This window comes from Nocardioides sp. Z40_12, from assembly GCF_058215795.1.
The window spans coordinates 14,860-38,625 of record NZ_JBZAJA010000013.1 but is presented as its reverse complement, the minus strand read 5'-3'; the positions used below and the strand labels follow the sequence as shown (position 1 = coordinate 38,625).

The following is a 23,766-nucleotide window of genomic DNA, read 5'->3' as shown; positions in this document are numbered from 1 at the left end:
TGGGCGTCGGCGAGGTCGCGGTCGACGGGGTCGAACATGCGGCGGGCGGCTTGGCGGAGCCTTTTGGCGTTCATCGGTCGGCCGGTGCGGGTGGCGTCACCGGTGGCTTTGGCGACCAGGTGCTCCTCGGCTTCGGCGACCTGCTCGGGGGTGGCGGTGTCGGGGGACTGTTCGGCGGCCTCGACGATGACGCGGACCTGGTCGGCGCGGAGCCGTCCGGCGGCGAACGCTTCGCGGGTCGCGGTGTATGTGGTCTTCAGCAGCTCTCCGAGCCGCACGCCGGCGGCCTGGGAGGCGCGGGTGGAGCCGAGGAGCCCGGCCAGCCAGGCGTCGGTGCCGGTGGCGGCGCCACCCACGTCGGGGTCGTCGGCGACCTGGCGGGCGTCGGCTTCCGCGGAGAGTGCCAGCCGCAGGGCGGTGGCTGCGGACTCGAGCTCGGCGACGGTCTGGATCACCTCACCGAGCTCGGTGAGCGGGACGGTGGAGGTGTCGAGGGTGCCGGCGGAGCGGACCGCATCCCGGGCGGCTGCCACCAGGGCCCCGACCCGCGAGGGCACCCCGAACCCCCCGAACCCACCGAACCCACCGGGGGCACCGGTGGCACCGGTGGCACCGGGTGCCGCAGTGGCGGGGCGGGTGGTCGACATGCGTCAAGCCAACCAGTCAGCACCGACAGTTCTGCCCTCCCTGCGCCGTGATCTCAGAGTGTGAACAAGTGTTCGAAAATAGGCAGAATAGAGAGTGTTCCGCCCCTCCGGCGCGATCTCGCTACGCTCACCTTCCAACACCACGGAGGCGCGATGGGTCAGCAAGGCTCGAAGTCGGTCTGGGTGTGGACCCTCGCGATCTCGACGCTCGTGACCGCGACGAGCGTCCTGGGCCTCGTGGACGCGGACGTCTACGCCGAGGAGACGGAGAACTGGGCCACCCAGGCGCGGGGCCAGGACGTCGGCAACCTCATAGCCGTGGCGGTCCTGCTGCTCGGCGGTCATGGCTACTACCGGGGTTCCCACAGAGCGGGACTGGTGTGGCTCGGCACGCTCTTCTACCTGGTCTACGCGTTCCTCGTCTACGCCATGGCCGTCCACTTCAACGAGCTCTTCCTGGTCTACGTGGCCGCGCTCGGGCTGGCCTCCTACGCGATCATCTTCAGCGTCAACGGACTGCGCGCCGAGGACGAGGCTCTGCTCCAGCGCCGGTCGCGCAGGGTGGCGGGCTGGACCTCGATCGCCATCGGGGTGCTGTTCGGGCTGCTCTGGCTCAGTGAGCTGATCCCGGCCACGCTGACCGGCGAGCCGCCGCAGAGCGTGGTCGACGCAGGCCTGTGGGTGAACCCCATCCACGTCATCGACCTGGCCGTCCTGCTGCCCGCGCTCGTCATCGCTGGCATCCAGACCCTGAGAGGGAGGGCCGCGGGCGAGTTCTTCGTCGCGCCCCTGCTGGTGTTCTCCGTGCTGATGGGGACGAGCATCGTGGCCGCCATGGTCCTGATGACCGTCGACGGCTCCGAGGAGACGCTGCCGCCGATGGTGATGGTGGCGGTGGTAGTGCTCGTCAGCGCCTTCGCTGCGTGGCGCTGTTTGAGGGTCCCGACGAGAGCCCGCTGAGTCGTCACCCGCTCAGCCGGGATCGACGGCTCGCAGCATGGACTGGGCGAGGACGAACGACGTCCCCACCGGCAGCGAGGTCGTGCTGACGATCGAGAGCCCGCCCTCGGCGGGGTCCCAGGCCACCAGCCGGAACCCGGCGACCACCACCGAGAACGGCTGGTCGTCGTACGCCGTGCCGACCACGACGTCCTCGTCGGCCTGGATCCGCAGGAGGCGGCCGGTCCGGTCCATGCTCACCTCGCGTGGAGTGCCGCCGGCGTAGTCGGTGGGCACGTTGGGCTCCGTTGCGAGGAGGCCGCCGCCCGCGCCTGGGACCAGGCGTTCCAGGCAGACGACCTCCCCACGGGGCGGGCCGCTGGCAACGTCAGCCCGGGCTGGCCGCGTTGTGCACCAGCGACGGCTCCTCGTAGCGAGCCTGGGGGATGTCGTACAGCGCGTCGATGGCGGCCAGCCGGGGACCTCGCGGTCCGTGTACGGACCGTGCAGGTGGTCGAAAGGATGACTCACCCGGGAGGCGGTCACGAAGGTTCCGTTGCCGGGGATCCGGCGGATCAGGCTCTCGGCCTTCAGCAGCTGCAGGGCGTCGCGCACGGTCTGACGGCTGGCGGAGAACGCGATCATCAGCTCGGGCTCGCTGGGCAGCGCGCCGGCGGCGATCTCCTGGCGGACGATCGAGGAGCGCACGAGGTCGCGGATACGCCGGGCGGTGGCGTGGCGGCGGCTCGTCCGGGGATCGAGGCGGGTCGTGGCGGCTTCCATGACCAAAACGATGGGGGCGCGATGTTCCGCCCCGACCCCATAGGAGTTACGCGACAGTTACGCCACGAAGGGTCCGCTCTTCATGCCCCTGACCTGCGCATTTGCCTTCCGGGGCGGCCCGTAGCGCCGAAAGTTGGTGGCCCCACGCCGCGGCGTGCAGCCACCGCGTCGCGCAGGTGTGACGTGGGTCTCCACGATTCGCGTGATGCGCGTCTCCTTGCAGGGACAGGGAGCTCGCCGACCTCCCGGAGGCTAGTCCCGCGTGGCGCGCGCGACGCCGAGCGCGATCAGGCCCTGGCCGGCGGTGTAGGTCGCCATCACCACCGACCCGAGGACCGGGTGCGGCGCCCGGAGGGCGAACCGCTGCACCCCGAGCACGGTGTCGGAGATCAGGAAGAGCGCCGTCCCGGCCTGCAGCGGCCGGCGTGCCTCCCGCGGCAACGCCGGGTCGAGCATCTGCGAGGTGGCGAACATGCCGGTCAGGATCGTCGCGTAGGCGGCGACGGGCAGCCGCAGGGCCGGGTCCTGGCGCCCGGCGACGGCACTCATCGCCGGAGCCAGGGTCAGCCAAGCGCCGAGCGCGACCTTGAGCGGTGTGCTCTGGTGGGTCGCGCGCTCGCCGCGCACCGACGAGAACGCCGCGATGTAGGCGACGTGCGCCCCGAAGAACGACGCGACCCCGGTGAGGAACGATCGCCGGCCGGTGCCGAGCAGCGCCACGTCGCCGCCCCAGGAGAGTGCGTGGGCGGCGACAGTCCCGGCGTGCAGCACCCGGGTCTCCCCGCGGGCCTGGTCGTCGCGGGTGGCGACCAGGAAGGCGGTGGTCAGCGCCGGCATCAGGGCCGGCTTGAGGAGGCCGCGGGCCCGTCGGGCGGTGCTGCCGCGGCGGCCCGCCGCCACGCTGTCGGCGACCGCCGCGACGGCGTAGGCGGCGGCGGGCAGGAGGGTCCTGACGGGGCGGGCGACGGGAGACATGGCGCCCATCCTGAGGGGTGGGCGCCACGCCCGCCACCCGGGCCCTCAGAGGACGAAGCGGTAGCCCATCCCCGGCTCGGTGATCAGGTGCCGCGGCCGCGACGGCTGCGCCTCGAGCTTCTTGCGCAGGTTGGCCATGTGCACGCGCAGGTAGTTGGTCTCCTTCTCGTATGCCGGCCCCCACACCGCCTGGAGCAGGTCGCGCTGGGCGACGAGGGCGCCGGGCCGTGCGGCCAGGGTGGAGAGGATGTGCCACTCGATGGGGGTGAGCCGCACCTCGGCCTCTCCGCGCCAGGCGCGCTTGGCCGTCAGGTCGAGGCGCAGGTCGCCGCTCTCGAGCACCGGGTCGGCGGCGGGGACACGGCGGACGGCGGCGCGGATCCGGGCGAGCAGCTCCTCCATCCCGACCGGCTTGGTGACGTAGTCGTCGGCACCGGCGTCGAGCGCGGCGACCTTGTCCTGGGAGTCGTGGCGGGCGGAGACGACGATCACCGGCACGGCGCTGGTCCGGCGCAGCCGGGTGAGCACCTCGACCCCGCTCACGTCGGGCAGGCCGAGGTCGAGCAGCAGCAGGTCGGGGCCGTCCTGGGCGAGGGCCAGGGCCTCCGTCCCGGTGCCGGCGGTGAGGACGCCGTAGCCGCGGGCGGTGAGGTTCATCGCCAGCGCGCGGGTCATGGCCGGGTCGTCGTCGACGACGAGGACGGTCGTCACGGTTGCAGCACCGCCTCACGGGCGGGCTCGGCGGGCGACGGGCCGGTCGGCAGGTCGAGGACCATGGAGAGGCCGCCGCCCGGGGTGTCCTCGGCGGTGAGGCGGCCGCCCATCGCCTCGGTGAGCCCCCGGGCGACGGCCAGGCCGAGGCCGACGCCCTGGGAGCCGGGGACGTCGTCGAGGCGCTGGAAGGGCAGGAAGATCCGCTCCTTCTCGGCGTCGCGCACCCCGGCCCCGTGGTCGACGACGGCGAGCCGGGCCCGCCCGTCGGCGTGGCTGGTGCGGACGGTGACCTCGCGGTCGGCGGGGGAGTGGCGCAGCGCGTTGTCGACCAGGTTGGCCACCACCCGCTCCAGCAGCCCGCCGTCGGCGCGGACCGGGGGCAGGTCGTCGGCGAACCGCAGCGCCACCGTGTCGCCGCCGGGCAGGTGGGCCAGGGTGCTGCTCACCACGTCGTCGAGGCCGACCTCGTGGGAGGTGGGGCTGACCACCCCGGCCTGGAGCCTGCTCAGGTCGAGCAGGTTGGCCAGGATGCCGTGCAGCCGGTCGGTGGAGTCCTCGATGCCGGCCAGCAGCTCGCGCACGTCGTCCTCGGACCACCGCACCTCGTCGTCGCGCAGCCCCGAGACGGCCGCCTTGATGCTGGCCAACGGGGTCCGCAGGTCGTGGGAGAGGGCGGCGAGCAGCGCGGTGCGCACCCGGTTGCCCTCCCGGAGCCGCTCGGCGTCGGCGGCCTGGGCGCGCAGCTGCTGGCGCTCGAGGGCGACGGTGAGGTGGGCGGCGAAGGCGCTCAGCACGGTCGCCTGGTGGGCCGGGAGCGGCGCGGCGCCGCGCGCGGCGACCACGAGCGTGGGGGAGAGCGCGGCGGTGTCGGTCGCCTCCTCGGGGGTCCGGGGCGGGTCGTCCCCGGCGGCGGCCACCACCTCCCAGCCACCGGCGCCCGGCTCGGGCTCGTGTCCCGGCTCGGACTCGTCCTCGCGCCGCAGCAGCCCCACCGCGTCGAGGTCGAACCGCACCCGGAGCAGCTCCAGGAGGTGACCGGGGTCGTCGTCGCCGCGCATCAGGGCGCGGTTGAGGGCGGCCAGGTCGTCGGCCTCCTGCCGGGCCAGGGCGGCCCGCTCGCCGCGCCGGGCGGCGATGTCGACCACCGAGGCGACCGCGAGGGCGACGACCAGGAAGACCAGCAGCGACACCGCGCCCACCGGCTCCGCGATCGAGAGGGTGTGGTGGGGGGAGGTGAGGAACCAGTTGAGCGACAGGCTGCCGACCACCGCACCGGCGAGCGCGGGCCACCGGCCGCCGAGCAGGGCGCAGACCACGGCGTTGGCGAGCAGCACCATCGCGCCGACCGCGGGGGCGGCGTCGCCGGCCGAGGCGCTGAGCGCGGCGGCCACCGCCGGGGGCACGCCGAGAGCCAGGAGCATGACGCCCCACACCCGCAACCCGCCCTGATCGTGGTTCACCTCACCATTGTCACCGCCGCGAGCCGGCGTGGGCCGATTCTTGACGCTTCCTTGATGGCCGAACCCGTTCTCGACCGGGTCGTGCGGGCCGACGATGAGGGTGACATGAACAGCTCCCCCATCGCCCGTCTCGTCGCCCGTCGCACCCAGCTCCCCGACGACGAGGTCGCCGCCGCCCGGCGCGCCGGTGGCCGGGTCCTGCCGCCGTCGGGCCAGGTGGGGCTGGGGCGCCGCTCCAAGCGGCTGCTCCTGGGCCGTCGCCTGCGCACCTCCCAGGTCGCCGAGACGCTGCTGCCGAAGCGGATCGCGCTGCCGGTCTTCGCCAGCGACGCCCTCTCGTCGGTGGCCTACGCCCCGGACGAGGTCTTCATCATGCTGGCCGTCGCCGGCGTGGCGGCGTACTCCTGGTCGTGGAAGATCGCGCTCGGGGTGGCCCTGGTGCTGCTCGCGGTGGTGACGTCCTACCGGCAGACCGTGCACGCCTACCCGAGCGGCGGCGGCGACTACGAGGTGGCGAGCGTCAACCTGGGCCGCACCGCGGGAGTCACCGTGGCCAGCGCCCTGCTGGTCGACTACGTGCTCACCGTCGCGGTCTCGATCTCGTCGGGGGCGCAGTACGCCGCCGCGGCGCTGCCCTTCCTGAGCGGTCACGAGGCGGTCTTCGCCAGCCTGCTGGTGGTGCTGCTGACTGCGATGAACCTGCGCGGCATCCGGGAGTCCGGCGCGTTCTTCGCGGCTCCCACCTACGCCTTCATGCTCGCCATGCTCGGCATGTGCGGCTACGGCCTCGTCCGGTGGGCGACGGGGTCGCTGCCCGAGGTGGAGAGCGCGCACCTGCAGATCGTCCCGGCCGAGGGGTTCGACGAGCCGCTGACCACGCTGGCCCTGCTCCTCCTGCTGGCCCGGGCGTTCTCCTCGGGCTGTGCGGCGCTGACCGGTGTCGAGGCGATCTCCAACGGCGTGCCGGCCTTCCGCAAGCCCAAGAGCCGCAACGCCGCCACCACGCTTCTGCTGCTGGGGCTGATCGCGGTGACGATGATGATGTCGGTGATCCTGCTGGCCCGGCAGATGGGGCTCAGGTACGTCGACCCGCACGATCTCGACCGGCTCCGAACCGCCGGCGGGCAGCCGCTGCCGGGCGACTACGACCAGCACACGGTGATCGCCCAGATCGCCGACGCGCTCTTCGCCGACTTCCCGCCGGGCTTCTACTTCGTGGTCTCGATGACCGGGGTGATCCTGGTGCTGGCCGCCAACACCGCCTTCAACGGCTTCCCGGTGCTGGGCTCGATCCTGGCGCAGGACGGCTACGCCCCCAAGGCGCTCGGGTCGCGCGGCGACCGGCTCGCCTACAGCAACGGCATCGTCTTCCTGGCGGTGATGGCGATCGTGCTGATCCTGGCCTTCGACGCCGAGACCACCCGGCTGATCCAGCTCTACATCGTGGGCGTCTTCGTCTCCTTCAACCTCAGCCAGCTGGGGATGATCCGGCACTGGACGCGCCTGCTGCGCACCGAGACCGACCCCGCCGAGCGACGAAGGATGGTGAGGTCGCGGGCGATCAACTGCGTCGGGCTCTGCTTCACCGCGGTCGTGCTGGTGATCGTGCTGGTCACCAAGTTCCTGGAGGGCGCCTGGATCACCATCCTGGCGATGGTGGCCTTCTTCCTCCTGATGCGCGGCATCCGCCGGCACTACGACCGGGTGGCCTCCGAGCTCGAGACGAGCGCCGAGGACGCGGTGCTGCCCACCCGGGTGCACGCCATCGTGCTGGTCGACCGGCTCCACAAGGCCACGCTGCGCGCGATCGCCTTCGCCAAGGCGTCGCGGCCCAACGTGCTCGAGGCGATCCACGTCGGCAGCGACGACGACGAGGTCGAGCGGCTGCTGCGCGAGTGGGACTCCCGTGACTTCGGCGTGCCGCTGAAGGTCCTCTACTCCCCCTACCGCGAGCTGATCGGCCCGATCGTGGAGTACGCCGGGGAGATCCGGCGCAGCAGCCCGCGCGGCGTCGTCGCGGTCTACATCCCCGAGTACGTGGTGGGCCGGTGGTGGGAGCAGCTGCTGCACAACCAGACCGCCCTGCGGATCAAGGGACGGCTCCTCTTCACCCCCGGCGTGATGGTGATCTCGGTGCCCTACCAGCTCAGCTCGTCCCGCCACGCCCTCACCCGCAAGCGGCGGGAGACCCGCCGGGTCCAGGCCGGCGACGTGCGCCGCGGGCGGGTCCAGGGCGGCGGGGAGTGAGTCAGCGCCGCACCATCCGGCGCTCGCGCGGCCCGTCGGCCGGACCTGTGTCGGCCGGACCCGCGTCGACGAACCCGGCGCGCGCGTAGGCCGCCCGGGCAGCCACGTTGTCCTCGCGGACCGTCAGGAAGGTGGTGCGGCCCTGCTCCTCGGCCCACGCCACGACCGCCTCGATCAGCGTCGCCGCCACACCGCTCCCGCGGGCCTCGGGGGCGACCCACATCGAGATCAGCTCCACCGCGCGGTCGCCGTCGGGGGCGCCGTCGGGGGCGCCGTCGGGGGCGCCGCAGACCACGCCGAGCACCCGGTCGCCGTCACGGGCCAGCAGGGTGAGCGGGACGGCGACGAGCCGCGCCCGCCACCGCTCCTCGGGGGCGTCGGCCCAGTCGTCGTACCGGGACCCGAAGGCGGCCGGGGAGTCGCGGAGGGAGGCCAGGCGCACGTCGCGGAACTGCTCCCACTGGTCGGCGCCGATCGGCACGATCTCGACCGCCCGCAGGATCTCGTTGGTGAACCAGCCACCCCGGCGCCCGCCCCGGTCCCGGCTGCTGACCACGAGGCCCACCGCCAGGTCGAGGGCGAGGTCGACGCCGTCGGGCATCTCCCCGGCCGGTGTCCACTCCTCGCCGAGCTCGAGCCGCTGCGAGACCTCGGAGAAGACCAGGGGGCAGCAGGAGCAGACCGGGTCGTAGCCGTCCACGGCGCGGGCCACGAAGGCGACCACCGGGCGGCCGAAGAGCTCCTCGCGCCGTACGTCGGTGATCTCGACGCCCACGCCCAGCTCGTGGGGGTCGAGCATCGCCGACCACTGGTAGTTGGTGGCGTAGGGCTCCAGGGGGCGCACCTCCCACGACGACGGGGGAGCGCCGCGCTCGTGGAGGGTGCGTCCGTCGTCGAGGGCCACGCCGTCGAGCTCGCCGTGGCGGAGGGTGGCGCGCACGTCGATCCAGCTCGAGCGATGCACCAGCTCCAGCTCCGCCCAGCGGGCGTGCGCCTGGCGGGCGAGGCGGCGCACGTCGTCGGGGGTCACGGCTCCCACGCTAGTGAGCCGTCGCCCGGATCGGCGAGCGACGGCCCGAGGAGGCTCGCCAGGACCGCCGGGCGGTGGCAGGCTGGCCCGGTGTTCGCAGGCTTCGAGGTCCGAGACGTCACCGTCGCGCCGGGGATCGACCTCCGCGTCCGGGTCGGCGGAGCGGGCCCCGCAGTGGTGCTGCTCCACGGCCACCCACGGACCCACACCACCTGGCACGCGGTCGCGCCGCGGCTGGCGGCCGCCGGTCACCTCGTCATCTGCCCCGACCTACGCGGCTACGGCCACTCCTCCAAGCCGGACCCCGACCCGGAGCACCTCACCTACTGCGACCGGGCGATGGCTGCCGACGTGGTTGAGCTGGCCGCCCGGCTGGGGCAGGACCGCTTCGCGGTGGTGGGCCACGACCGCGGGAGCTACGTCGCCAGCCGCGCGGCGCTCGACCATCCCGAGCGTGTCTCGTCGCTGGCGGTCCTCGACGGCCTGCCGATCGCCGAGGCCCTCGAACGCGCGGACGCCGAGTTCGCCGAGGCCTGGTGGCACTGGTTCTTCCTGGGTGCCTCCCCGCACGCCGAACGGGTCATCACCGCCGACCCCCTCGCCTGGTACCGCCCCGTCGCCGCCTCCATGGGCGCCGAGAACCACGCCGACCTGGTCGACGCCCTGAGGGACCCGGGCACCGTCCGGGCGATGATCGAGGACTACCGAGCAGGTCTCCACGTCGACCGGCGGCACGACGAGGAGGCCCGGGCCGAGGGCCGACTCGTCGAGTGCCCCACCCTCGTGGCCTGGTCCCGGGACGACGACCTGGCCGACCTCTACCGCGACCCCGCCGCGGTGTGGCGGCCCTGGTGCCGGCTCCCGGTGACCTCCGCCGTCATCGACTCGGGGCACCACATGGCGGAGGAGGCGCCCGCCCAGCTCGCGGAGGTGCTCCTCGAGCACCTGGCTGCCGTCAGTCGGTGGGCCTCACACCCGGGAGCTCCCGGGTGTGGATGAGCTCTGCCGCGATCTGGCGCAGCTTGACGTTCTGCGTCGAGGACAGGCGCGTGAGCAGGGCGAACGCGCGCTGCGCATCCACGTCGTACCGCTCCATCACCAGGCCGCAGGCCTGGCCGATCAGGGTGCGGGAGTCGAGGGCGCTCTCGAACTGGTCGAGCTTCTGCGCCGCGAGCACCGCGAGGGCGATGTGAGCGGCGAGCGCCAAGCCCTCGGCCTTGTCCTCGGCGTCGAAGGCGTCGGCCTGGGTCGAGTACATGCTCAGGGCCCCGACGATGTCCTTGAGGGTGAACAGCCGGAAGGTCAGGACGCAGCGGGCCCCGGTCGTCTCGGTGAGCCGGGGGCCCCAGTTTGGCCACCGGTGCTCGGCGGCGAGGTCGGGGATGTAGACCGTGTCCACCTCCCACAGGGTGTGCAGGGCCGGCCCCTCCCCGAGCTCCTGCTGCAGCCGGTCGCCGGTGGCGGCGATGTCGTCGGTGGCCGCGGGGGTCTCCACCCGCTTCTTGCCGTACACGAGCGAGATGCTCGCCGAGTCGCATGCCGTGACGTTCCGCACGAGCAGCTCCACGGCGTGCTTGACGGTCGCGGCCGGGTCGCCCTGGTCCTGCAGCTCGCGGGCGGCGGAGGCCATCCGCTCCGACACTGGCTCATCTCTGTGGTCCATAAGGCGTCACTATCCCATCTAAGGCTCGACGCGGCCCTCCCGGCGACCTGTGCGGCCCCCCGGTCCGTTCGCTCGACCCGGAGGACCTGACGAAGCCTCAGTGCCCCGTGGCGTTCGTCTGTCAGAGCCTTACCCGATAACGGTGTGCGCCACGCCTCCGTGCGTCGGCGAGCGCGTAGAGGACGCCGTACTCGAAGTCCGTCACCTCGGCGTCGCGCTGGAGCTGGGCGTCGAGCGCGGCCGGCAGCCACTCCAGGACGGTGGCCGGCGCGGCCCACCCTGCGATGCCAGACCGCTGCGGGCGGATCCGGTCTACCCTCGAGCCATGAGCCGGATCTTCACCGCGAGCGTCGCCTCGGTCTATCCCCACTACGTGGCGAAGGTGGAGAAGAAGGGGCGCACCGAGGCGGAGCTGAGGCAGGTCATCGAGTGGCTGACCGGCTTCGACTCCGCGCAGCTCGACGACCACCTGGCCGGCGGCACGACGTTCGAGGAGTTCTTCGACCAGGCCGAGCTCAACCCGCGCGCCAGCGCCATCACCGGCGTCATCTGCGGCTACCGGGTCGAGGAGATCGAGGACCCGCTGATGCAGAAGATCCGCTACCTCGACAAGCTCGTCGACGAGGTGGCCAAGGGCAAGGCGATGGAGAAGGTGCTGCGGGGCTGAGCCGCAGGTGGGCTAGGCGCGGGCTGCGGCTGCGCGGGCCAGCCGGGCGACCGAGGCGAGCTGCAGACCCTGGGTCCGCACGGAGTTCTGGGCGAGGTCCCGCAGGCGGCGGCACCCGCCGCCGTCGATCTCGGTGCGGGCCGCGGCCTTCGAGGCGAGCGCGTGGGCGGTCAGCTGCTCGGTGAAGACCTGGTCGAAGGCGGTCCCCTCCAGTCCGCGCAGCGCGGCGGAGTCCGGGTACGGCCCCAGCGGCTCGGGCCGGCCCCAGTCGCGCAGGCAGGCGGTGATCGAGACCAGCTCGGTGGTCTGCTGGGCGAGAGCGGCGCGCGCCAGCGAGCGGATCTCCTGGCACGAGCCCCGGGTCGAGGCCGCCCGACTGGCCGCCATCGCGCCGTGCAGCGCCGCGTAGGTCTGCTCCAGGTAGTGGAGATCGACGGCGTTGGCCTCGGCGGGCGGGGTGGCGACGGGGCGATCGGTGACTGCTCGATCCATGACGGACAAGGTGATTCCTCTGCTCAGTGCTGCGAGTGAGGTGCCCGGACGCCCCGATTCGAGACTGCGACCTGCTACCCGCAGTCCCTGCCCACGGTAGCCCGTCTCCGGTCACGGGCGGGCATCCTCCCGATCCCCCGTCGCGATCGGCCCACCGATCGGCACGCCTCGAGCAGGCTCTGCACGACGAAGCACCCATGACGGCAACGCTGGGCCCCAGTCGCCCCCAGGGTCGCAGAACGACCCGGTTGCGCACGGGTGGAGTCATCCGGTCCCAGCCGCGACGCGCCGTCAGCCGCGCGCCTGCGCCACCTCGCGGCGTACGGCCGGCGCCACCTCGGCGGCGAAGAGCTCGGTGGTCGCGGTGTCGTCGGAGGCGAGGATGAAGCCGCTGGTGCCGTAGGTGAGGGCGACGTCGGTGAGCTCCTCCACCCACTGGTCCGGGGGCCCCTGCAGCACGCCCGTGCTGGTCCTGGCGAACTGTCCGGAGATGTTGAGGAAGCGGCGTACGTCGCGGGGGTCGCGGCCGGCTGCCGCGGCGCCCTGGTCGAGGTGCTCGTTCATCTCGGTCAGGTCCTCGAAACCGCCCGGCAGGTACTGCAACGACGGCAGCCAGCCGTCGCCGACGCGGCCGGTCAGGCGCAGCAGGCGCGGCTTGTAGGAGCCGATCCAGATCCCCGGCCGGTGCGCGGAGACCGGGCCGCGCTTGGCGCCCCGGACCGAGTAGTGCTCGCCCTCGAAGGTCAGCCCGCCGGGCTGGTCGGTGTCCCAGATGCCGCGGATGATCCGGACCGCCTCTTCGAGGGCGACGACCGCCTCGCCCGGCGTCCGCCGCGGACCGCCCATCGACTCGATGGCGTCCCAGAACCCGCCGGCGCCGAGCCCGAGCTCGATCCGGCCGCCGGAGAGCAGGTCGGCGGTGGCCACGGTGCGGGCCAGCACGGCGGGCGGGCGCAGCGGCAGGTTGGTGACGTTGGTGGTCAGGCGGATCCGCTCGGTGCGGGCGGCGGCGTAGGCGATCAGCGTCCAGGTGTCGTGGAACTTCGCCACGTAGGGGTGGTCCTGGAAGGTGACCAGGTCGAGCCCCGCCCGCTCGGCGACCAGCGCCTGCTCGACCGCGTGCTGGACGGGTTCGTTGGCCGGCGTCACGAACGTGCCGAAGAGGAGGTCGTGTCCGTAGTCGGTCATGCGGGGCTCCCGGCGGTCGAGGTGGGTGAGGTGGGTGTGGTGGCGAGGTTGAAGTTGTCGCGGAACAGGTTGGCCGGGTCCAGCTCGGACTTGAGCGCGCGCAGCCGGGCGAGGGTGGCGGGCGGGAACGCCTCACCGAGCCGCTCGGGGCTCCGGTCGGTCTCGAAGCTGAGGTAGGAGCCGGAGAGGTGCGGCCGCATCCCGGCCCACGACCGGTCCAGGCGCTGGGCGTCGGCGCCCATCGCGGTGATCGCGAACGCCGCGTCGCGGTGGGCGAAGGCGGTCGCGTCGGGGGCGACGTCGCCGATCGCGCCGCCCATCGCGCGGAGCTGGAAGAAGTACGTCGCGCCGCTGGCCAGCAGGCGGGCACTGGACTCGGCCACGTCGCGGTCGAGCGCGGTGACCAGCCCCGACCGGGCCACCGGCTCGCCGAGCCCACGGTGCGGGGTGTCGGGGAACATGTTCATCACCGCGGCGTACGGCGCGATCACCACCCGCTGCTCCACCATCGGCGCCATCTCGGCGAACGGCTGTAGCTGGGAGACCACGACCGCCGGGTCGTCGGAGGCCACCATCGCCATCACCCGGGCCACCCCGGAGCGGCCCATCACCAGGAACGGCGTGGTCTCCCGGGGCGCGGCGGCGACCAGCCGGCCGAACTCGGCCAGGAACGCGGCCGGGTCGCCCACCTGGAAGGCGAGCTGCGCCCAGCCGACGTCCGGCACCTCGTCGGCGACCAGCTCGAAGGCGGTGGCGATGCCGAAGTTGGCCCCGGCCCCGCGCATCGCCCAGAAGAGGTCGGGGTGCTCGTCGGTGGTGGCCCGGACGTGGGAGCCGTCGGCGAGGAGCACCTCGACGGCGCGGAGGTTGTCGATGGTGAGGCCGTGCTTGCGGCCGAGGAAGCCGATGCCGCCGGCGGTGGCCAGGCCGCCGACGCCCACGCCGCCGTAGTCGCCGGAGCTGATCGCCCACCCGTGGGGCTGCAGGGCGGTGGCGACCTGCTTCCACCGGGCGCCGGGCCCGACGCGGATCAGGCGGGCGCTCTCGTCGAGGACCTCGATGCTGTTGAGGGCGCCGACGTCGACGACGAGACCGCCGTCGTTGGTGGACCGCCCGCTGACGCCGTGGCCGCCGCTGCGCACCCCCAGCGGCAGGTGCCGGTGGCGGCCGGCGAAGGCGAGCGCGTCGCGCACCTCCTCGACCGTCCGGGGCCGGAGCACCAGGCCGGGGCGTCCGCCGCGCAGGTAGGTCGAGCGGACCGCGGCGTACCGCACGTCGCCGGGCTCCACGGCGGTCTCGGCCAGGTGGTCGGGCAGCCCGTCGTAGTCGATGCCGGGACGACGTCGCGCCCGCACCTCGGCGCGTCGCGGTGGGCGCGCCGCGACGGTGCCGGCGCTCAGCGCCCGTGCCGCGGCCTCCTCCAGGACGGGGGCGGCGTCGCGGAGGAACCGCTCCAGCCGGTCGAGGGGCGCGGCGTCGTCGACGCGGAGGACGAAGTCGGTGACCCCGTGCTCGGTGACCAGCGGGGCCAGGGCGGCGGACCGGTCGGCGCCGGGACCATGCGTGAGGGTGACCGCCCGCCGGATCTCCCGGGGGTCCCGGCCAGCCTGCCGGGCGTGCTCGTCGAGCAGGCGCAGCCGCGTGGTGAGTGCGTCCAGCGCCTCGGGCCGGTGGGGCTCACCGAGGTCACCCAGCCACCCGTCGGCCACCCGGCCGGCGACCTCGACCAGCTCGTCGCCGCTCACCCAGACCGGCACCTCGTGGGCGGGCAGCGGGCCGGGTTCGGCGCCGGCGGCCTGGTGGTGCTCGCCGGTGTGGCGCACCGGTCCGGCCCCGGTGTCCCACATGCGCCGCACCAGGCCGACGGCCTCGGCCACCGCCGCCTCGCGCCCGGGCTCACCGCGCAGCGCCAGGGTCGCCCGGCCGCCGGAGAGCAGGTCGAGGCTGGACGTGGCCCGGGCGGTGACCGTCGGGGGCTGCTCGTCTTCGTCCTCGGCGACCACCAGCCCCAGCCGCGTGGTGCGCCCCGCGACCCACCCCAGCACCGCACGCGGCGCGACCACGAAGTCGTAGCCGAGCGCCTCGGCGGCGAGCGCCGTCGCGGCGGCCGCGACGGGGTCGTCGCCCTCGAGCCGGAGGCCGAGGCGGAGCAGGGGGTGGGTCATGTCGATTCCTGGAGGGTGTCAGGCAGCGTGGCGGGCGGCGAGGGCCGCGCCGGCCTTGGCCGCCGCTTCCTCGGCGCTGCGGCGCATCGTCGCGGCCAGCTCGGTGAACTCGTCGAGCGCCGGGTTGACGCCGACGAGGGTGAACTCGCGCTCGACCACCGTCAGGTCGGCACCCCAGATGTCGACCAGGATCCGGCGCAGGTAGTCGGTGCAGTGGTCCCAGCCCTCGCGCGGGGTGCCGGCGCCGTAGGCCCCGCCCCGGGTGATCACGAGGGTGACCGGGGTCCCGTCGAGCAGCCGGGCACCCTGCGGCGCCCCCGCGAGGGTCAGGTCGATCCAGGTCTTGGCGTGCTGGGAGATGCCGTAGTTGTAGAGCGGCATCGCGAGGACGACGTACTCCGCCGCCCGCAGCTCGGTGGCCAGCTGCTCGGCGAGGCCGAGCGCCTCGCGCTGCTCGGTGGACCGGTCGGCCTCGGGGGTCGAGCCGGCACCGAGGGCGGTGGCCCAGGCGTCGGCGGGCAGCGGCTCCTGGCCGAGGTGGCGCCGGACGAGCGGCACGTCGGGGCGGGCGGCGGCGAACTCCTCGACGACGACGTCGGCCAGCGCGCTGCTGGCGGAGTGGGCGCCCTGGATGCTGGCGTCGATGCGGAGCAGGGTCATGGATGGGTCTCCTGACATGGTGGATTGAATGTTCAAGTCGAGAGTAGCCGGATTCGACTTGAATGTTCAATACGCAGGCTACGATGGGACTGTGAGCACCGACACCCACCCCCCCGCCGAGACGCCGGACGACGTCCGGTGGCTCACCAGCGACCAGCAGGTGGAGTGGCGCTCCCTGGTCCACCTGCTCGCCACCCTGCCGGCGGCCCTCGACGCCCAGCTCAGGCGCGACGCGGGGTTGAACCTCTACGAGTACCAGGTGCTCGGCGTCCTCGGGGAGACCCTCGACTACACCCGCGGGCTCAGCGAGCTGGCGATCCTCTCCGCGGGCTCACCGTCGCGGCTCTCCCACGCGCTCAAACGGCTGGAGCGAGCGGGGTGGGTGGAGCGGCGCAGCGGCGGGGTCGGCCGCCGGATGGAGGCGCGCCTCACCGAGGCCGGCCGGGAGAAGCTTGAGGCCACGGCGCCGGGCCACGTCCGGGAGGCGCGGCGACTGGTCGTCGACGCGCTCACCCCCGAGCAGTTCGCCGCCCTGGGCGAGGCCGCTCGCGCCGTCACCGCGGTGACCAACGAGGAGACCTCCGGCCGTTGCAGCGAGACCTCCTGCTGACGGCTCCCCACCCCAGGGTCTGATCCTGCGCCACGGAGCTCTCGCAGTCCCGCTCTCCCGACCCGTCGCCGTCACCGGGCGGTGGAGTCGCCGGCGGACAGCACCTGCTCCCAGGACACCCTCGACGGATCGCCGGCGCTTGCGGCGGCCACAGCCGCCAGGCCGCGCCGCAGGACAGCTCCCCTGGGGAGGTCGCCCATCCGGTCCAGCACCAGCAGGACCTTCGGCCGGCTCAGCCCGCCGAGCAGCTCGCGCACCGAGTCCTGGAGTGCCCGGAGGCTCGCCACGTCGTCAGGAGCGCCCGGCTCGAGCACGACCGCTGCGCCCACGGACCGCCCGAGGTGGGTGTCGACCCGCTCGAAGGCCTCGGCGGCCACCACGAACGGCTGGTCCAGCAGCACGTCACGCACCTCGGTGAGCGAGACCAGCTGGCCGGAGACCGAGATGACCTCGTCGCGGCGACCCAGGAACTCGACCCGGCCGTCGGCGCCACGACGAGCCAGGTCGCCCGTGGTGTAGACCCCGGGAATGCGTCCCCAGTGGTCGTCCACCAGGTCGCCGGCCCCGGTTCCGACCGCACGCATCAGACCGACCCACGGGTGCAGCACGGCCCATTCGCCGACCTCGCCGTCAACCACTTGAGCACCCGTCTCGTCCAGCGCGGCGCAGCCGGGATCGGGCATGGCGGGGTCGACCGCACCGCGCTCGTAGGCGACGATGCCGCCCAGCTCCGTCTGGCCCCAGCCGTCCACCACCGTCACGCCGTGGTCCAGGGTGCTGCACAGCCAGGTGCGGACCTCCGGCTCGAGGCGCTCACCGATGGTGACGACGCGGCGCAGCGACTGGACGCCGTCGGGCGGCTGGAGCGACCACGCCCGCAGCGCGGTCAGCACCGACGGTGAGGTGAGGAGCGAGGTGACGCCGTAGCGTTCGATGATCCGCCAGGCGCGGGCCGGGTCCGGGACGTCGAGGGTCCCCTCGTACATCACCGCGGAAGTGCCGGAGAGCAGCGGCCCCAGGATGCCGTGGCTCTGGGCGCCCAGCCAGGAGACATCGGTGGCGCCCCAGAAGACACCGCCCTCTCCCATCGCGAAGAGCTGGTTCGCCAGCGCGACCACCGCGATGTTCGCGGCGCCGGCATGGATGGCCACGGGGCGTCCGCCTCGATTCGCGAGGTACGCCGTGATCGCTCGGTGCTCAGCGGGCAGGCCTGGCGCCGGGACGTCGACTCCGGCGGGGGCGAGGACGTCGTCGTACCAGCTGTCGCCCTCGAACCACTCCACGTGCACGCCGGTACGGCGCACCACGATCGTGCGCTCCACACTGCTGATCGCTTCAATCGCCTCGTCGGCGCGCGCCTTCAACGGAAGGATGGACCCCCGTCGCCAGCCGCCGTCCTGGGTGAACAGCACCCGGGGCCGGAAATCGGCCAGTCGCGCGGAGAGCGCCTCGACCGGGAGTGCCACGGGAATGACAGTCACCTCGGCGCCGAGCCGCAACGCGGCGAGGAAGGCGACCACCGCCTCGGGGAGCCAGCCCAGGTGCAGCGCGATCCGGTCGCCCGGACCCACTCCGAGGTCCCTCAGGCCGGCGGCCAGCCGCAGCACGTCCTCGTGCAGATGGGCATAGGTGAGCGAACGGCGGTCTCCGGGCTCGCCCTCCCACCAGATGGCGACCTGGTCGCCCCGATCGGGCAGGTGCCGGTCCGTGCAGTTCTCGGCGAGGTTGAAGGTGCCGCCCACGAACCAGCGGTGGAAGGGCGCGTCGTCGACGAAGAGCTCGTCCCAGCGGGTCTGCCACAGCAGCTGCTGGGCCACCGGCTCCCACGCCCGGATCGCGTCCTCGCGTCCAGCCAGGTCGGCACGTCCCTCAACCATGGCCCAGGGTCCTTCCCGCGGCGGCCGCGGCCCGGCCGAGCTGGTTGGCCACTCGCTCAGGATCGGCGGTGGGGGAGAGATTGGCGGCCAACGAGGCGATCGCGCGTCCCTCGGCGTCACTGATCGCCACCGCCACCTCCGGTTGCGGTCCAGACGTCCCGTCGCTCGTGAGGTAGGCCGCCGACGCCCACTGCCTGCGCGCCACGTCGAGATCGTCGGGAAGTGCGCCCGCGTGCCCGGCCAGGGCCCGCGACCAGGTCTCCGGGGGCGCGCGGCTGATCAGCAGGCGGCCCGACGGCGTGTCCAGGGCGTTGGTGACCCGGTGGCTCTCGCGGTAGGGGTCGCCCTGGACGCCGTCCACCCGGTCGACGTACACGACGGACTCGCGGACCAGCAGGGCGACGTAGATGGTCGTCTGGAGGGTGTCGCGAAGTGACAGGAGGTACGGCGACAGCGCGCTGAGGATCGGGAGCCTCCCGAGGTAGCGCTGGGAGAGACGCGCCACCTCCGGGCCGAGGCTGTAGCGCGACGTGCGGGCATCCTGCTCGACGAGGTCGGCGAGCACTAGCGAGCGCAACAGTCGGTGCGCGGTCGGCAGCGCCAGACCCGAGCGCTCGGCCAGGTCCGTCAGCTGCTGGTACGCGGGCCCGTCACTGAGCAGGTCCAGGAGTAGCGCGGCGTTGCGGATGGTCCCGAGCTTGCCCCGGCCGGCCTCCCCTGAGGGGTCCTCGGTCACGCGCCCTCCTCCCGCTGGTCACTCCGGTGTTCCCGTTCCGAGGGGCATGTTTCCACATAGTGGAGTCATTCGGTGACTTCAAGAGACAGGAAGTAGGTCGGCTTATCAAAAACGGGGGTTGCGCTTCCGCATAGTGGAAAGTAACGTGCGTCACATCGGCTGACCAGGAGGATGCCAGGTGCTGACCAGGGCCTACCGTTTCGAGCTCAACTCAAGTCGCCTCACAGCCGGCGAGCCGCTGCTGCAGGTGGACTCCGTCGGACTCCGCTTCGGCGGCATCCATGCGCTCTCCGACGTGTCGTTCACCGTCCGACAGGGCGACGTGCACGCGGTCATCGGCCCCAACGGCGCCGGCAAGTCGAGCATGCTCAACTGCATCAGCGGCCTTTACCGGCCTCAGGAGGGCAGCATCACGCTGCACACCCGGGCTGAGGACGGGGCGCCGCGTGAGCACGACCTCGTGCATGCCAAGCCCCACCAGATCGCCCGGCTCGGTGTCGCCCGCTCCTTCCAGAACATCGAGCTCTTCGGGCACCTGACGGTGCTGGAGAACCTGATGCTGGGCCGGCACATCCACATGAAGCACCGGCTGCTGCCGGCGTTCGTCTGGTTCGGGCCCGCCCGGCGCCAGGAGATCGCCCACCGCGAGTTCGTGGAGGAGGTCGTCGACCTCCTCGCACTCCAGGCCTACCGGCACTCGCCGGTGGGGGCGCTGGCCTACGGCATCCAGAAGCGGGTCGAGCTCGGACGTGCGTTGTGCATCGAGCCCGGTCTGCTGCTCCTCGACGAGCCGATGGCCGGCATGAACGCTGAGGAGAAGGAAGACATGGCGCGCTACGTCCTCGACGTCAACGAGCTTCGCGGGGTCACCGTGATGCTGATCGAGCACGACATGGGCGTGGTGATGGACATCTCCGACCAGGTGAGCGTGCTCGACTTCGGCAAGCTCATCGGCGACGGGACCCCGACCGAGATCCGCGGCAACCAGGCCGTGGTCGAGGCGTACCTGGGGGCCGACGCATGAGCATCGCCGACGAGACGTTCCCACGCCTGCTCGCCCGCCAGGTGGAGACCCGGCCGCAGGCGGTCGCTCTCCAGGAGAAGCTCTACGGCATCTGGCAGCCCATCACCTGGCAGGAGTATGCCGATCGGGTGCGCGACTTCGGGCACGGGCTCGCCTCGCTGGGGGTCGGACGCGGCGACATGGTCGCCGTGCTGGGCGACAACCGGCCCGAGTGGCTGATCGCCGAGCTGGCGGTGCAGTCCATCGGCGCCGCCGTGGTCGGCATCTACCCCACCAGCCTCGACGAGGAGATCGTGCACGTCCTCACCACGGCGCGCACCCGGGTCGTGGTGGCCGAGGACCAGGAGCAGGTCGACAAGCTGCTGAAGATCAAGGCGCTCGCTCCGGACCTGGAGCACGTCGTCTTCTACGACCCGCACGGCCTGGAGTCCTACACCCAGCCGTGGCTGCTGCCGTTCGGCCAGGTCGAGGAGGCAGGTCGGGCGTGGGGAGCCGAGCGCCCCGGATGGTTCGAGGAGCAGGTGCGGGCCGGGACGCCCGACGACATCGCGGTCGTCTGCACCACGTCCGGAACCACCTCCCAACCCAAGCTCGGCCAGCTCTCGCACCGCAACCTGCTCTCGATGGCCGAGAGCCTGGTCTCCATCGACCCGCTCGGGCCGAAGGACCGCTTCGTCTCCTTCCTGCCGCTGGCGTGGATCGGCGAGCAGATGATCGCCGTCGCGTGCGGCCTGGCCCAGGGCCTGACGCTCTCCTTCCCCGAGGACTCCGCCACCCAGCGCAGCGACCTGCGTGAGATCGGTCCGCACGTCATGTTCAGCCCTCCGCGCATCTGGGAGTCGATGCTCTCCGAGGTCCAGGTCCGCATCGAGGAGTCGGGCTGGCTCAAGCGCAAGATCTTCGGCCTCGGCTACTCCGTCGGGGACCGGGTCGCGGCCAAGCGGCTGCGCGGCAGGCGGCCCGGGCCCGGCGACCGGGCGCTGCTCCTGCTCGCCGACTGGGCCGCGCTCGCCCCGGTGCGCAACCAGCTGGGACTGACCCGCATCAAGCGTGCCTACACCGGCGGGGCACCGCTGGGGCCGGACGTCTTCAGCTTCTTCCACGCGATCGGGGTGAACCTCAAGCAGATCTACGGGCAGACCGAGATCTGCGGCCTCGCCGTCGTGCACCACGACGACGACGTCCGGTTCCACAGCGTCGGGGTCCCCATCCCGGGGTGCGACCTGAGGATCGGCGACGACGGCGAGATCCTGCTCCGGTCGCCGGCTGTCTTCCGTGGCTACGTGGGCAACCCCGAGGCGACCGACGCGGCGCTGACCGACGACGGCTGGCTGCACACCGGCGACGCCGGCTACCTCGACGACGGCCAGCTTGTGGTGATCGACCGCGCCAAGGACGTGCAGACGACAGCCACGGGCACCCGCTTCTCGAGCGCGTTCATCGAGAACAAGCTCAAGTTCAGCCCCTACGTCGAGGAGGCGGTGGTCTTCGGGACCGACGAGATCGTGGCGATGATCGTGATCGACCCGAACACGGTCGGCTCCTGGGCCGAGGGCCAGCACCTCACCTACACCACCTTCACCGACCTGGCGGCCAAGCCGGAGACCTATCGACTGATCGCCGACGAGGTGCACCGTGCCAACGTCGACCTCCCCGAGGAGATCAGGGTGCGTCGCTTCATGCTGCTGTTCAAGCAGCTCGACCCCGACGACGACGAGATCACCCGCACCCGCAAGGTCCGTCGCAACGTCATCGTGGAGCGCTACGCGGACCTCATCGCGGCGCTCGCCCGGGGCGACGACCGAGTGTCGATCACCAACACCGTCTCCTACCAGGACGGCACGGTCGCCAAGCGCCAGATCGACCTGGCGATCCTCGACCTCGACGACCACCAGCCCTCCGCTGACAGCAAGAAGCGTCCCGTCTGGAGCACACGCCGATGAGCCAGTTCCTCAACCTCACCATCTACGGACTCTCCGAGGGAGCGATCCTCGCCCTCGCGGCGCTGGGCTTCGTCCTCATCTACAAGTCCACCTCGGTCATCAACTTCGCCCAGGGCGAGTTCCTCCTCATCGGGGGCTACACCGTGTACGCCGCCTTTGTGGTGTTCAAGCTCCCGCTCGTCCTCTCCGTGGCGGTCGGCCTGGTCTTCGCCGTCCTCATGGGACTGCTCATCGAGCGGTTCGTGCTGCGCCCCCTGGTGGGGGAGAGTGCGATCAGCGTGATCATGGTGACCATCGGGCTCGCGGGATTCCTGCGGGCCGTGGTGCAGATGATCTTCGGCACCCGGCCCGTCTCCCAGCCGGCGCTGCTGCCCCGCACCCCGGTGGAGTTCCTCGGCACCACCATCCCGCTCAACCGGATCCTGGTGATCGTGATCGCCGGCTTCGTGCTCACCGCCTTCACCGTCTTCTTCCAGCGCAGCCGGCACGGCATCGCGATGCGGGCCGTCGCCGACGACCAGCAGGCGGCGCTCACGATGGGCATCTCGGTCCGCAAGATCTTCGCGATGGCCTGGGCGTTGGCAGCGGTCTCGGCGCTGGTCGCCGGGGTGCTTCTCGGGGACATCACCTCGGTCAGCGGCAACCTCGTGTCCTTCGGACTCCTGGTCTTCCCCGTCGTCATCCTGGGCGGGCTCGACTCGGTGCCGGGCACCATCGTCGGCGGGCTGGTGATCGGGCTCACCGCTCAGTACGTCAGCGGCTACTGGGACCCGGGCCTGGCGCAGATCGTCCCCTACCTCCTGCTGATCGCCATCCTGATGGTCAGGCCCTACGGCATCTTCGGCGAAACCCGGATCGAGAGGGTCTAGGTCCATGGCATCGATCTCCACCGGCGTCTACTTCCGCAGCTACCAGCGCGAGCTGTCGCTGCGACACACCGCGGCGCAGTACGTCAGGCTCGCCCTGATCGTGGTCGCGGCGATCGCTGCGCCCTACGTCTTCGACCCCTACCAGCTGAGCATCCTCAACACCGTCCTGATCGCCGTCGTCGGGGCCGTCGGCCTCAACATCCTGGTCGGCTTCACCGGGCAGATCTCGCTCGGGCAGGGAGGGTTCCTGGCCGTCGGCGCCTTCACCTCCGGGCTGCTCACGATGCGCGCCGACCTGCCGGCGCCGCTCTCGATCGCCTGTGCGGTGGTGGTCACGGCCGCAGCGGGCGCCCTCTTCGGCCTCCCGGCCCTGCGGCTCAAGGGTCTCTACCTGGCCATCGCGACCCTGGCGAGCCAGGAGATCATCGTCTTCATCGCGCGGCGGTGGTCCTTCCTCCGCGAGGAGAGCGGCGCGCCGCTCGCGGTCGAGCGCTTCCGGGTCGGTGGCTACGAGATCACCCGCGAGTGGTTCGAGTTCCAGTGGTACTGGATCCTCCTCGCCTGTGCGGTGGTCGCGGTCCTGACCGCACGCAACCTGTTCCGCACCGGGCTCGGGCGCTCGTTCATGGCGGTCCGTGACCAGGACATCGCCGCGGCGGCGATCGGCGTCAACGTGACCCGCACCAAGGTCGTCGCCTTCGCCGTCTCCTCCGGCTTCGTCGGTCTCGCCGGCGCGCTCACGGCGCACTACTCCGAGACCGTCACCTGGGAGTCCTTCACCTTCGAGATCTCCATCCTCTACCTGGCGATGATCATCGTCGGCGGGCTCGGGAGCGTGGCAGGCGCTGTGTACGGCGCCTTCTTCATCACCTTGCTGCCGGTCTTCCTCAACGAGGTGATCGGTGGCGTCGGCGAGCAGGTCCCGTGGCTCGTGAGTCGGCTGCCCGCTATCGAGAACGCCGTCTTCGGCCTCGTCATCATCGCCTTCCTGCTCATCGAGCCCCGCGGTCTCGACCGCATCTGGCAACGGATGAAGGACTACGTCCGCTTCTGGCCCTTCCGCTACTGACCCGGCAC

Annotated in this window: 22 protein-coding genes; 9 read left to right on the top strand and 13 right to left on the bottom strand. The window is 72.3% G+C overall.

Translation table 11 applies throughout. The features are described 5' to 3' along the window. The coding region (locus AC4BG9_RS18370; RefSeq protein WP_490572572.1) for a DUF222 domain-containing protein at nucleotides 1-647 on the bottom strand (647 nt) is incomplete at its 3' end. A 153-nt stretch (nucleotides 648-800) separates the two neighbouring features. Here AC4BG9_RS18370 and AC4BG9_RS18365 point away from each other — a divergent pair. Further along, on the top strand, nucleotides 801-1,607 hold the full coding sequence (locus tag AC4BG9_RS18365) for a hypothetical protein (protein ID WP_490572571.1): 807 nt from the start codon (nucleotides 801-803) through the stop codon (nucleotides 1,605-1,607). Nucleotides 1,608-1,619: 12 nt separating this feature from the next. On the opposite strand, the gene AC4BG9_RS18360 is transcribed toward AC4BG9_RS18365, so the two are convergent. From AC4BG9_RS18360 to AC4BG9_RS18345, 4 genes are all read right to left on the bottom strand, one after another. After that, nucleotides 1,620-2,369, bottom strand: coding sequence for a GntR family transcriptional regulator (locus AC4BG9_RS18360; RefSeq protein ID WP_490572570.1), 750 nt, complete (start codon nucleotides 2,367-2,369; stop codon nucleotides 1,620-1,622). A 252-nt stretch (nucleotides 2,370-2,621) separates the two neighbouring features. Next, nucleotides 2,622-3,344 (bottom strand): lysoplasmalogenase, encoded by a 723-nt coding sequence (locus AC4BG9_RS18355; protein ID WP_490572569.1) that lies wholly within the window; start codon nucleotides 3,342-3,344, stop codon nucleotides 2,622-2,624. A 45-nt stretch (nucleotides 3,345-3,389) separates the two neighbouring features. Beyond that, complete coding sequence (locus AC4BG9_RS18350) at nucleotides 3,390-4,055, bottom strand: response regulator (protein WP_490572568.1); 666 nt, start codon at nucleotides 4,053-4,055, stop codon at nucleotides 3,390-3,392. Next, the gene (locus AC4BG9_RS18345) at nucleotides 4,052-5,518 is read right to left on the bottom strand and encodes a sensor histidine kinase (protein WP_490572567.1); all 1,467 of its coding nucleotides are present in this window, start codon (nucleotides 5,516-5,518) and stop codon (nucleotides 4,052-4,054) included. Before AC4BG9_RS18345 ends, AC4BG9_RS18350 begins: the two co-directional genes overlap by 4 nt. A 105-nt stretch (nucleotides 5,519-5,623) precedes the next feature. Here AC4BG9_RS18345 and AC4BG9_RS18340 point away from each other — a divergent pair, with 105 nt between their 5' ends. Then, complete coding sequence (locus AC4BG9_RS18340; RefSeq protein ID WP_490572566.1) at nucleotides 5,624-7,765, top strand: APC family permease; 2,142 nt, start codon at nucleotides 5,624-5,626, stop codon at nucleotides 7,763-7,765. Between the two features lies 1 nt (nucleotide 7,766). Here the strand turns inward: AC4BG9_RS18340 and AC4BG9_RS18335 are convergent, their stop codons facing one another. Beyond that, nucleotides 7,767-8,795: a GNAT family N-acetyltransferase gene (locus AC4BG9_RS18335; RefSeq protein ID WP_490572565.1), complete on the bottom strand. Its 1,029-nt coding sequence runs from the start codon at nucleotides 8,793-8,795 to the stop codon at nucleotides 7,767-7,769. Nucleotides 8,796-8,885: 90 nt separating this feature from the next. Here AC4BG9_RS18335 and AC4BG9_RS18330 point away from each other — a divergent pair, with 90 nt between their 5' ends. After that, nucleotides 8,886-9,794: an alpha/beta fold hydrolase gene (locus AC4BG9_RS18330; RefSeq protein ID WP_490572564.1), complete on the top strand. Its 909-nt coding sequence runs from the start codon at nucleotides 8,886-8,888 to the stop codon at nucleotides 9,792-9,794. On the opposite strand, the gene AC4BG9_RS18325 is transcribed toward AC4BG9_RS18330, so the two are convergent. Next, nucleotides 9,751-10,425 (bottom strand): ANTAR domain-containing protein, encoded by a 675-nt coding sequence (locus AC4BG9_RS18325; RefSeq protein WP_490572563.1) that lies wholly within the window; start codon nucleotides 10,423-10,425, stop codon nucleotides 9,751-9,753. The genes AC4BG9_RS18330 and AC4BG9_RS18325 overlap by 44 nt on opposite strands. Before the next feature lie 358 nt (nucleotides 10,426-10,783). On the opposite strand from AC4BG9_RS18325, the gene AC4BG9_RS18320 reads away from it, so the two are divergent. Then, complete coding sequence (locus AC4BG9_RS18320) at nucleotides 10,784-11,125, top strand: DUF2200 domain-containing protein (RefSeq protein WP_490572562.1); 342 nt, start codon at nucleotides 10,784-10,786, stop codon at nucleotides 11,123-11,125. A 12-nt stretch (nucleotides 11,126-11,137) separates the two neighbouring features. On the opposite strand, the gene AC4BG9_RS18315 is transcribed toward AC4BG9_RS18320, so the two are convergent. The 4 genes from AC4BG9_RS18315 to AC4BG9_RS18300 form a co-directional block, all read right to left on the bottom strand. Further along, the gene (locus AC4BG9_RS18315) at nucleotides 11,138-11,617 is read right to left on the bottom strand and encodes a DUF305 domain-containing protein (protein ID WP_490572561.1); all 480 of its coding nucleotides are present in this window, start codon (nucleotides 11,615-11,617) and stop codon (nucleotides 11,138-11,140) included. Nucleotides 11,618-11,908: 291 nt separating this feature from the next. Then, the gene (locus tag AC4BG9_RS18310; RefSeq protein WP_490572560.1) at nucleotides 11,909-12,805 is read right to left on the bottom strand and encodes an LLM class flavin-dependent oxidoreductase; all 897 of its coding nucleotides are present in this window, start codon (nucleotides 12,803-12,805) and stop codon (nucleotides 11,909-11,911) included. Next, entirely contained in the window at nucleotides 12,802-14,970 is a 2,169-nt protein-coding gene (locus tag AC4BG9_RS18305) for an LLM class flavin-dependent oxidoreductase (protein ID WP_490572559.1), read from the bottom strand. The genes AC4BG9_RS18310 and AC4BG9_RS18305 overlap by 4 nt, the downstream gene beginning before the upstream one ends. An 18-nt stretch (nucleotides 14,971-14,988) precedes the next feature. Then, complete coding sequence (locus AC4BG9_RS18300) at nucleotides 14,989-15,630, bottom strand: FMN-dependent NADH-azoreductase (RefSeq protein WP_490572558.1); 642 nt, start codon at nucleotides 15,628-15,630, stop codon at nucleotides 14,989-14,991. 91 nt (nucleotides 15,631-15,721) lie between these two features. Here AC4BG9_RS18300 and AC4BG9_RS18295 point away from each other — a divergent pair, with 91 nt between their 5' ends. Then, nucleotides 15,722-16,240: a MarR family winged helix-turn-helix transcriptional regulator gene (locus AC4BG9_RS18295; protein WP_490572557.1), complete on the top strand. Its 519-nt coding sequence runs from the start codon at nucleotides 15,722-15,724 to the stop codon at nucleotides 16,238-16,240. A 71-nt stretch (nucleotides 16,241-16,311) separates the two neighbouring features. On the opposite strand, the gene AC4BG9_RS18290 is transcribed toward AC4BG9_RS18295, so the two are convergent. Both AC4BG9_RS18290 and AC4BG9_RS18285 read right to left on the bottom strand, forming a co-directional pair. Next, on the bottom strand, nucleotides 16,312-18,117 hold the full coding sequence (locus tag AC4BG9_RS18290; RefSeq protein WP_490572556.1) for an AMP-binding protein: 1,806 nt from the start codon (nucleotides 18,115-18,117) through the stop codon (nucleotides 16,312-16,314). Then, nucleotides 18,110-18,853 (bottom strand): IclR family transcriptional regulator, encoded by a 744-nt coding sequence (locus AC4BG9_RS18285; protein WP_490572555.1) that lies wholly within the window; start codon nucleotides 18,851-18,853, stop codon nucleotides 18,110-18,112. Before AC4BG9_RS18285 ends, AC4BG9_RS18290 begins: the two co-directional genes overlap by 8 nt. Nucleotides 18,854-19,031: 178 nt before the next feature. Between AC4BG9_RS18285 and AC4BG9_RS18280 the strand changes: the two genes are divergently transcribed. The 4 genes from AC4BG9_RS18280 to AC4BG9_RS18265 are packed head-to-tail and all read left to right on the top strand — an operon-like array spanning nucleotide 19,032 to nucleotide 23,758. Then, a complete protein-coding gene (locus AC4BG9_RS18280; RefSeq protein ID WP_490572554.1) occupies nucleotides 19,032-19,877 on the top strand; it encodes an ABC transporter ATP-binding protein in 846 nt (281 codons plus the stop codon). Continuing rightward, on the top strand, nucleotides 19,874-21,820 hold the full coding sequence (locus tag AC4BG9_RS18275; RefSeq protein WP_490572553.1) for an AMP-binding protein: 1,947 nt from the start codon (nucleotides 19,874-19,876) through the stop codon (nucleotides 21,818-21,820). The genes AC4BG9_RS18280 and AC4BG9_RS18275 overlap by 4 nt, the downstream gene beginning before the upstream one ends. After that, nucleotides 21,817-22,689, top strand: a complete 873-nt coding sequence (locus AC4BG9_RS18270; RefSeq protein WP_490572552.1) for a branched-chain amino acid ABC transporter permease — start codon at nucleotides 21,817-21,819, stop codon at nucleotides 22,687-22,689. The genes AC4BG9_RS18275 and AC4BG9_RS18270 overlap by 4 nt, the downstream gene beginning before the upstream one ends. A gap of 4 nt (nucleotides 22,690-22,693) precedes the next feature. Further along, nucleotides 22,694-23,758, top strand: coding sequence for a branched-chain amino acid ABC transporter permease (locus tag AC4BG9_RS18265; protein ID WP_490572551.1), 1,065 nt, complete (start codon nucleotides 22,694-22,696; stop codon nucleotides 23,756-23,758). Nucleotides 23,759-23,766 lie beyond the last annotated feature (8 nt).

What these genes read in the sequence shown, in the direction of transcription:
- AC4BG9_RS18355 (WP_490572569.1), bottom strand. Translation starts at nt 3,344, where the DNA reads ATGTCTCCCGTCGCCCGCCCCGTCAGGACCCTCCTGCCCGCCGCCGCC.
- AC4BG9_RS18340 (WP_490572566.1), top strand. Translation starts at nt 5,624, where the DNA reads ATGAACAGCTCCCCCATCGCCCGTCTCGTCGCCCGTCGCACCCAGCTC.
- AC4BG9_RS18305 (WP_490572559.1), bottom strand. Translation starts at nt 14,970, where the DNA reads ATGACCCACCCCCTGCTCCGCCTCGGCCTCCGGCTCGAGGGCGACGAC.
- AC4BG9_RS18315 (WP_490572561.1), bottom strand. Translation starts at nt 11,617, where the DNA reads ATGGATCGAGCAGTCACCGATCGCCCCGTCGCCACCCCGCCCGCCGAG.
- AC4BG9_RS18325 (WP_490572563.1), bottom strand. Translation starts at nt 10,425, where the DNA reads ATGGCCTCCGCCGCCCGCGAGCTGCAGGACCAGGGCGACCCGGCCGCG.
- AC4BG9_RS18300 (WP_490572558.1), bottom strand. Translation starts at nt 15,630, where the DNA reads ATGACCCTGCTCCGCATCGACGCCAGCATCCAGGGCGCCCACTCCGCC.
- AC4BG9_RS18320 (WP_490572562.1), top strand. Translation starts at nt 10,784, where the DNA reads ATGAGCCGGATCTTCACCGCGAGCGTCGCCTCGGTCTATCCCCACTAC.
- AC4BG9_RS18310 (WP_490572560.1), bottom strand. Translation starts at nt 12,805, where the DNA reads ATGACCGACTACGGACACGACCTCCTCTTCGGCACGTTCGTGACGCCG.
- AC4BG9_RS18365 (WP_490572571.1), top strand. Translation starts at nt 801, where the DNA reads ATGGGTCAGCAAGGCTCGAAGTCGGTCTGGGTGTGGACCCTCGCGATC.
- AC4BG9_RS18360 (WP_490572570.1), bottom strand. Translation starts at nt 2,369, where the DNA reads ATGGAAGCCGCCACGACCCGCCTCGATCCCCGGACGAGCCGCCGCCAC.
- AC4BG9_RS18275 (WP_490572553.1), top strand. Translation starts at nt 19,874, where the DNA reads ATGAGCATCGCCGACGAGACGTTCCCACGCCTGCTCGCCCGCCAGGTG.
- AC4BG9_RS18270 (WP_490572552.1), top strand. Translation starts at nt 21,817, where the DNA reads ATGAGCCAGTTCCTCAACCTCACCATCTACGGACTCTCCGAGGGAGCG.
- AC4BG9_RS18265 (WP_490572551.1), top strand. Translation starts at nt 22,694, where the DNA reads ATGGCATCGATCTCCACCGGCGTCTACTTCCGCAGCTACCAGCGCGAG.
- AC4BG9_RS18290 (WP_490572556.1), bottom strand. Translation starts at nt 18,117, where the DNA reads ATGGTTGAGGGACGTGCCGACCTGGCTGGACGCGAGGACGCGATCCGG.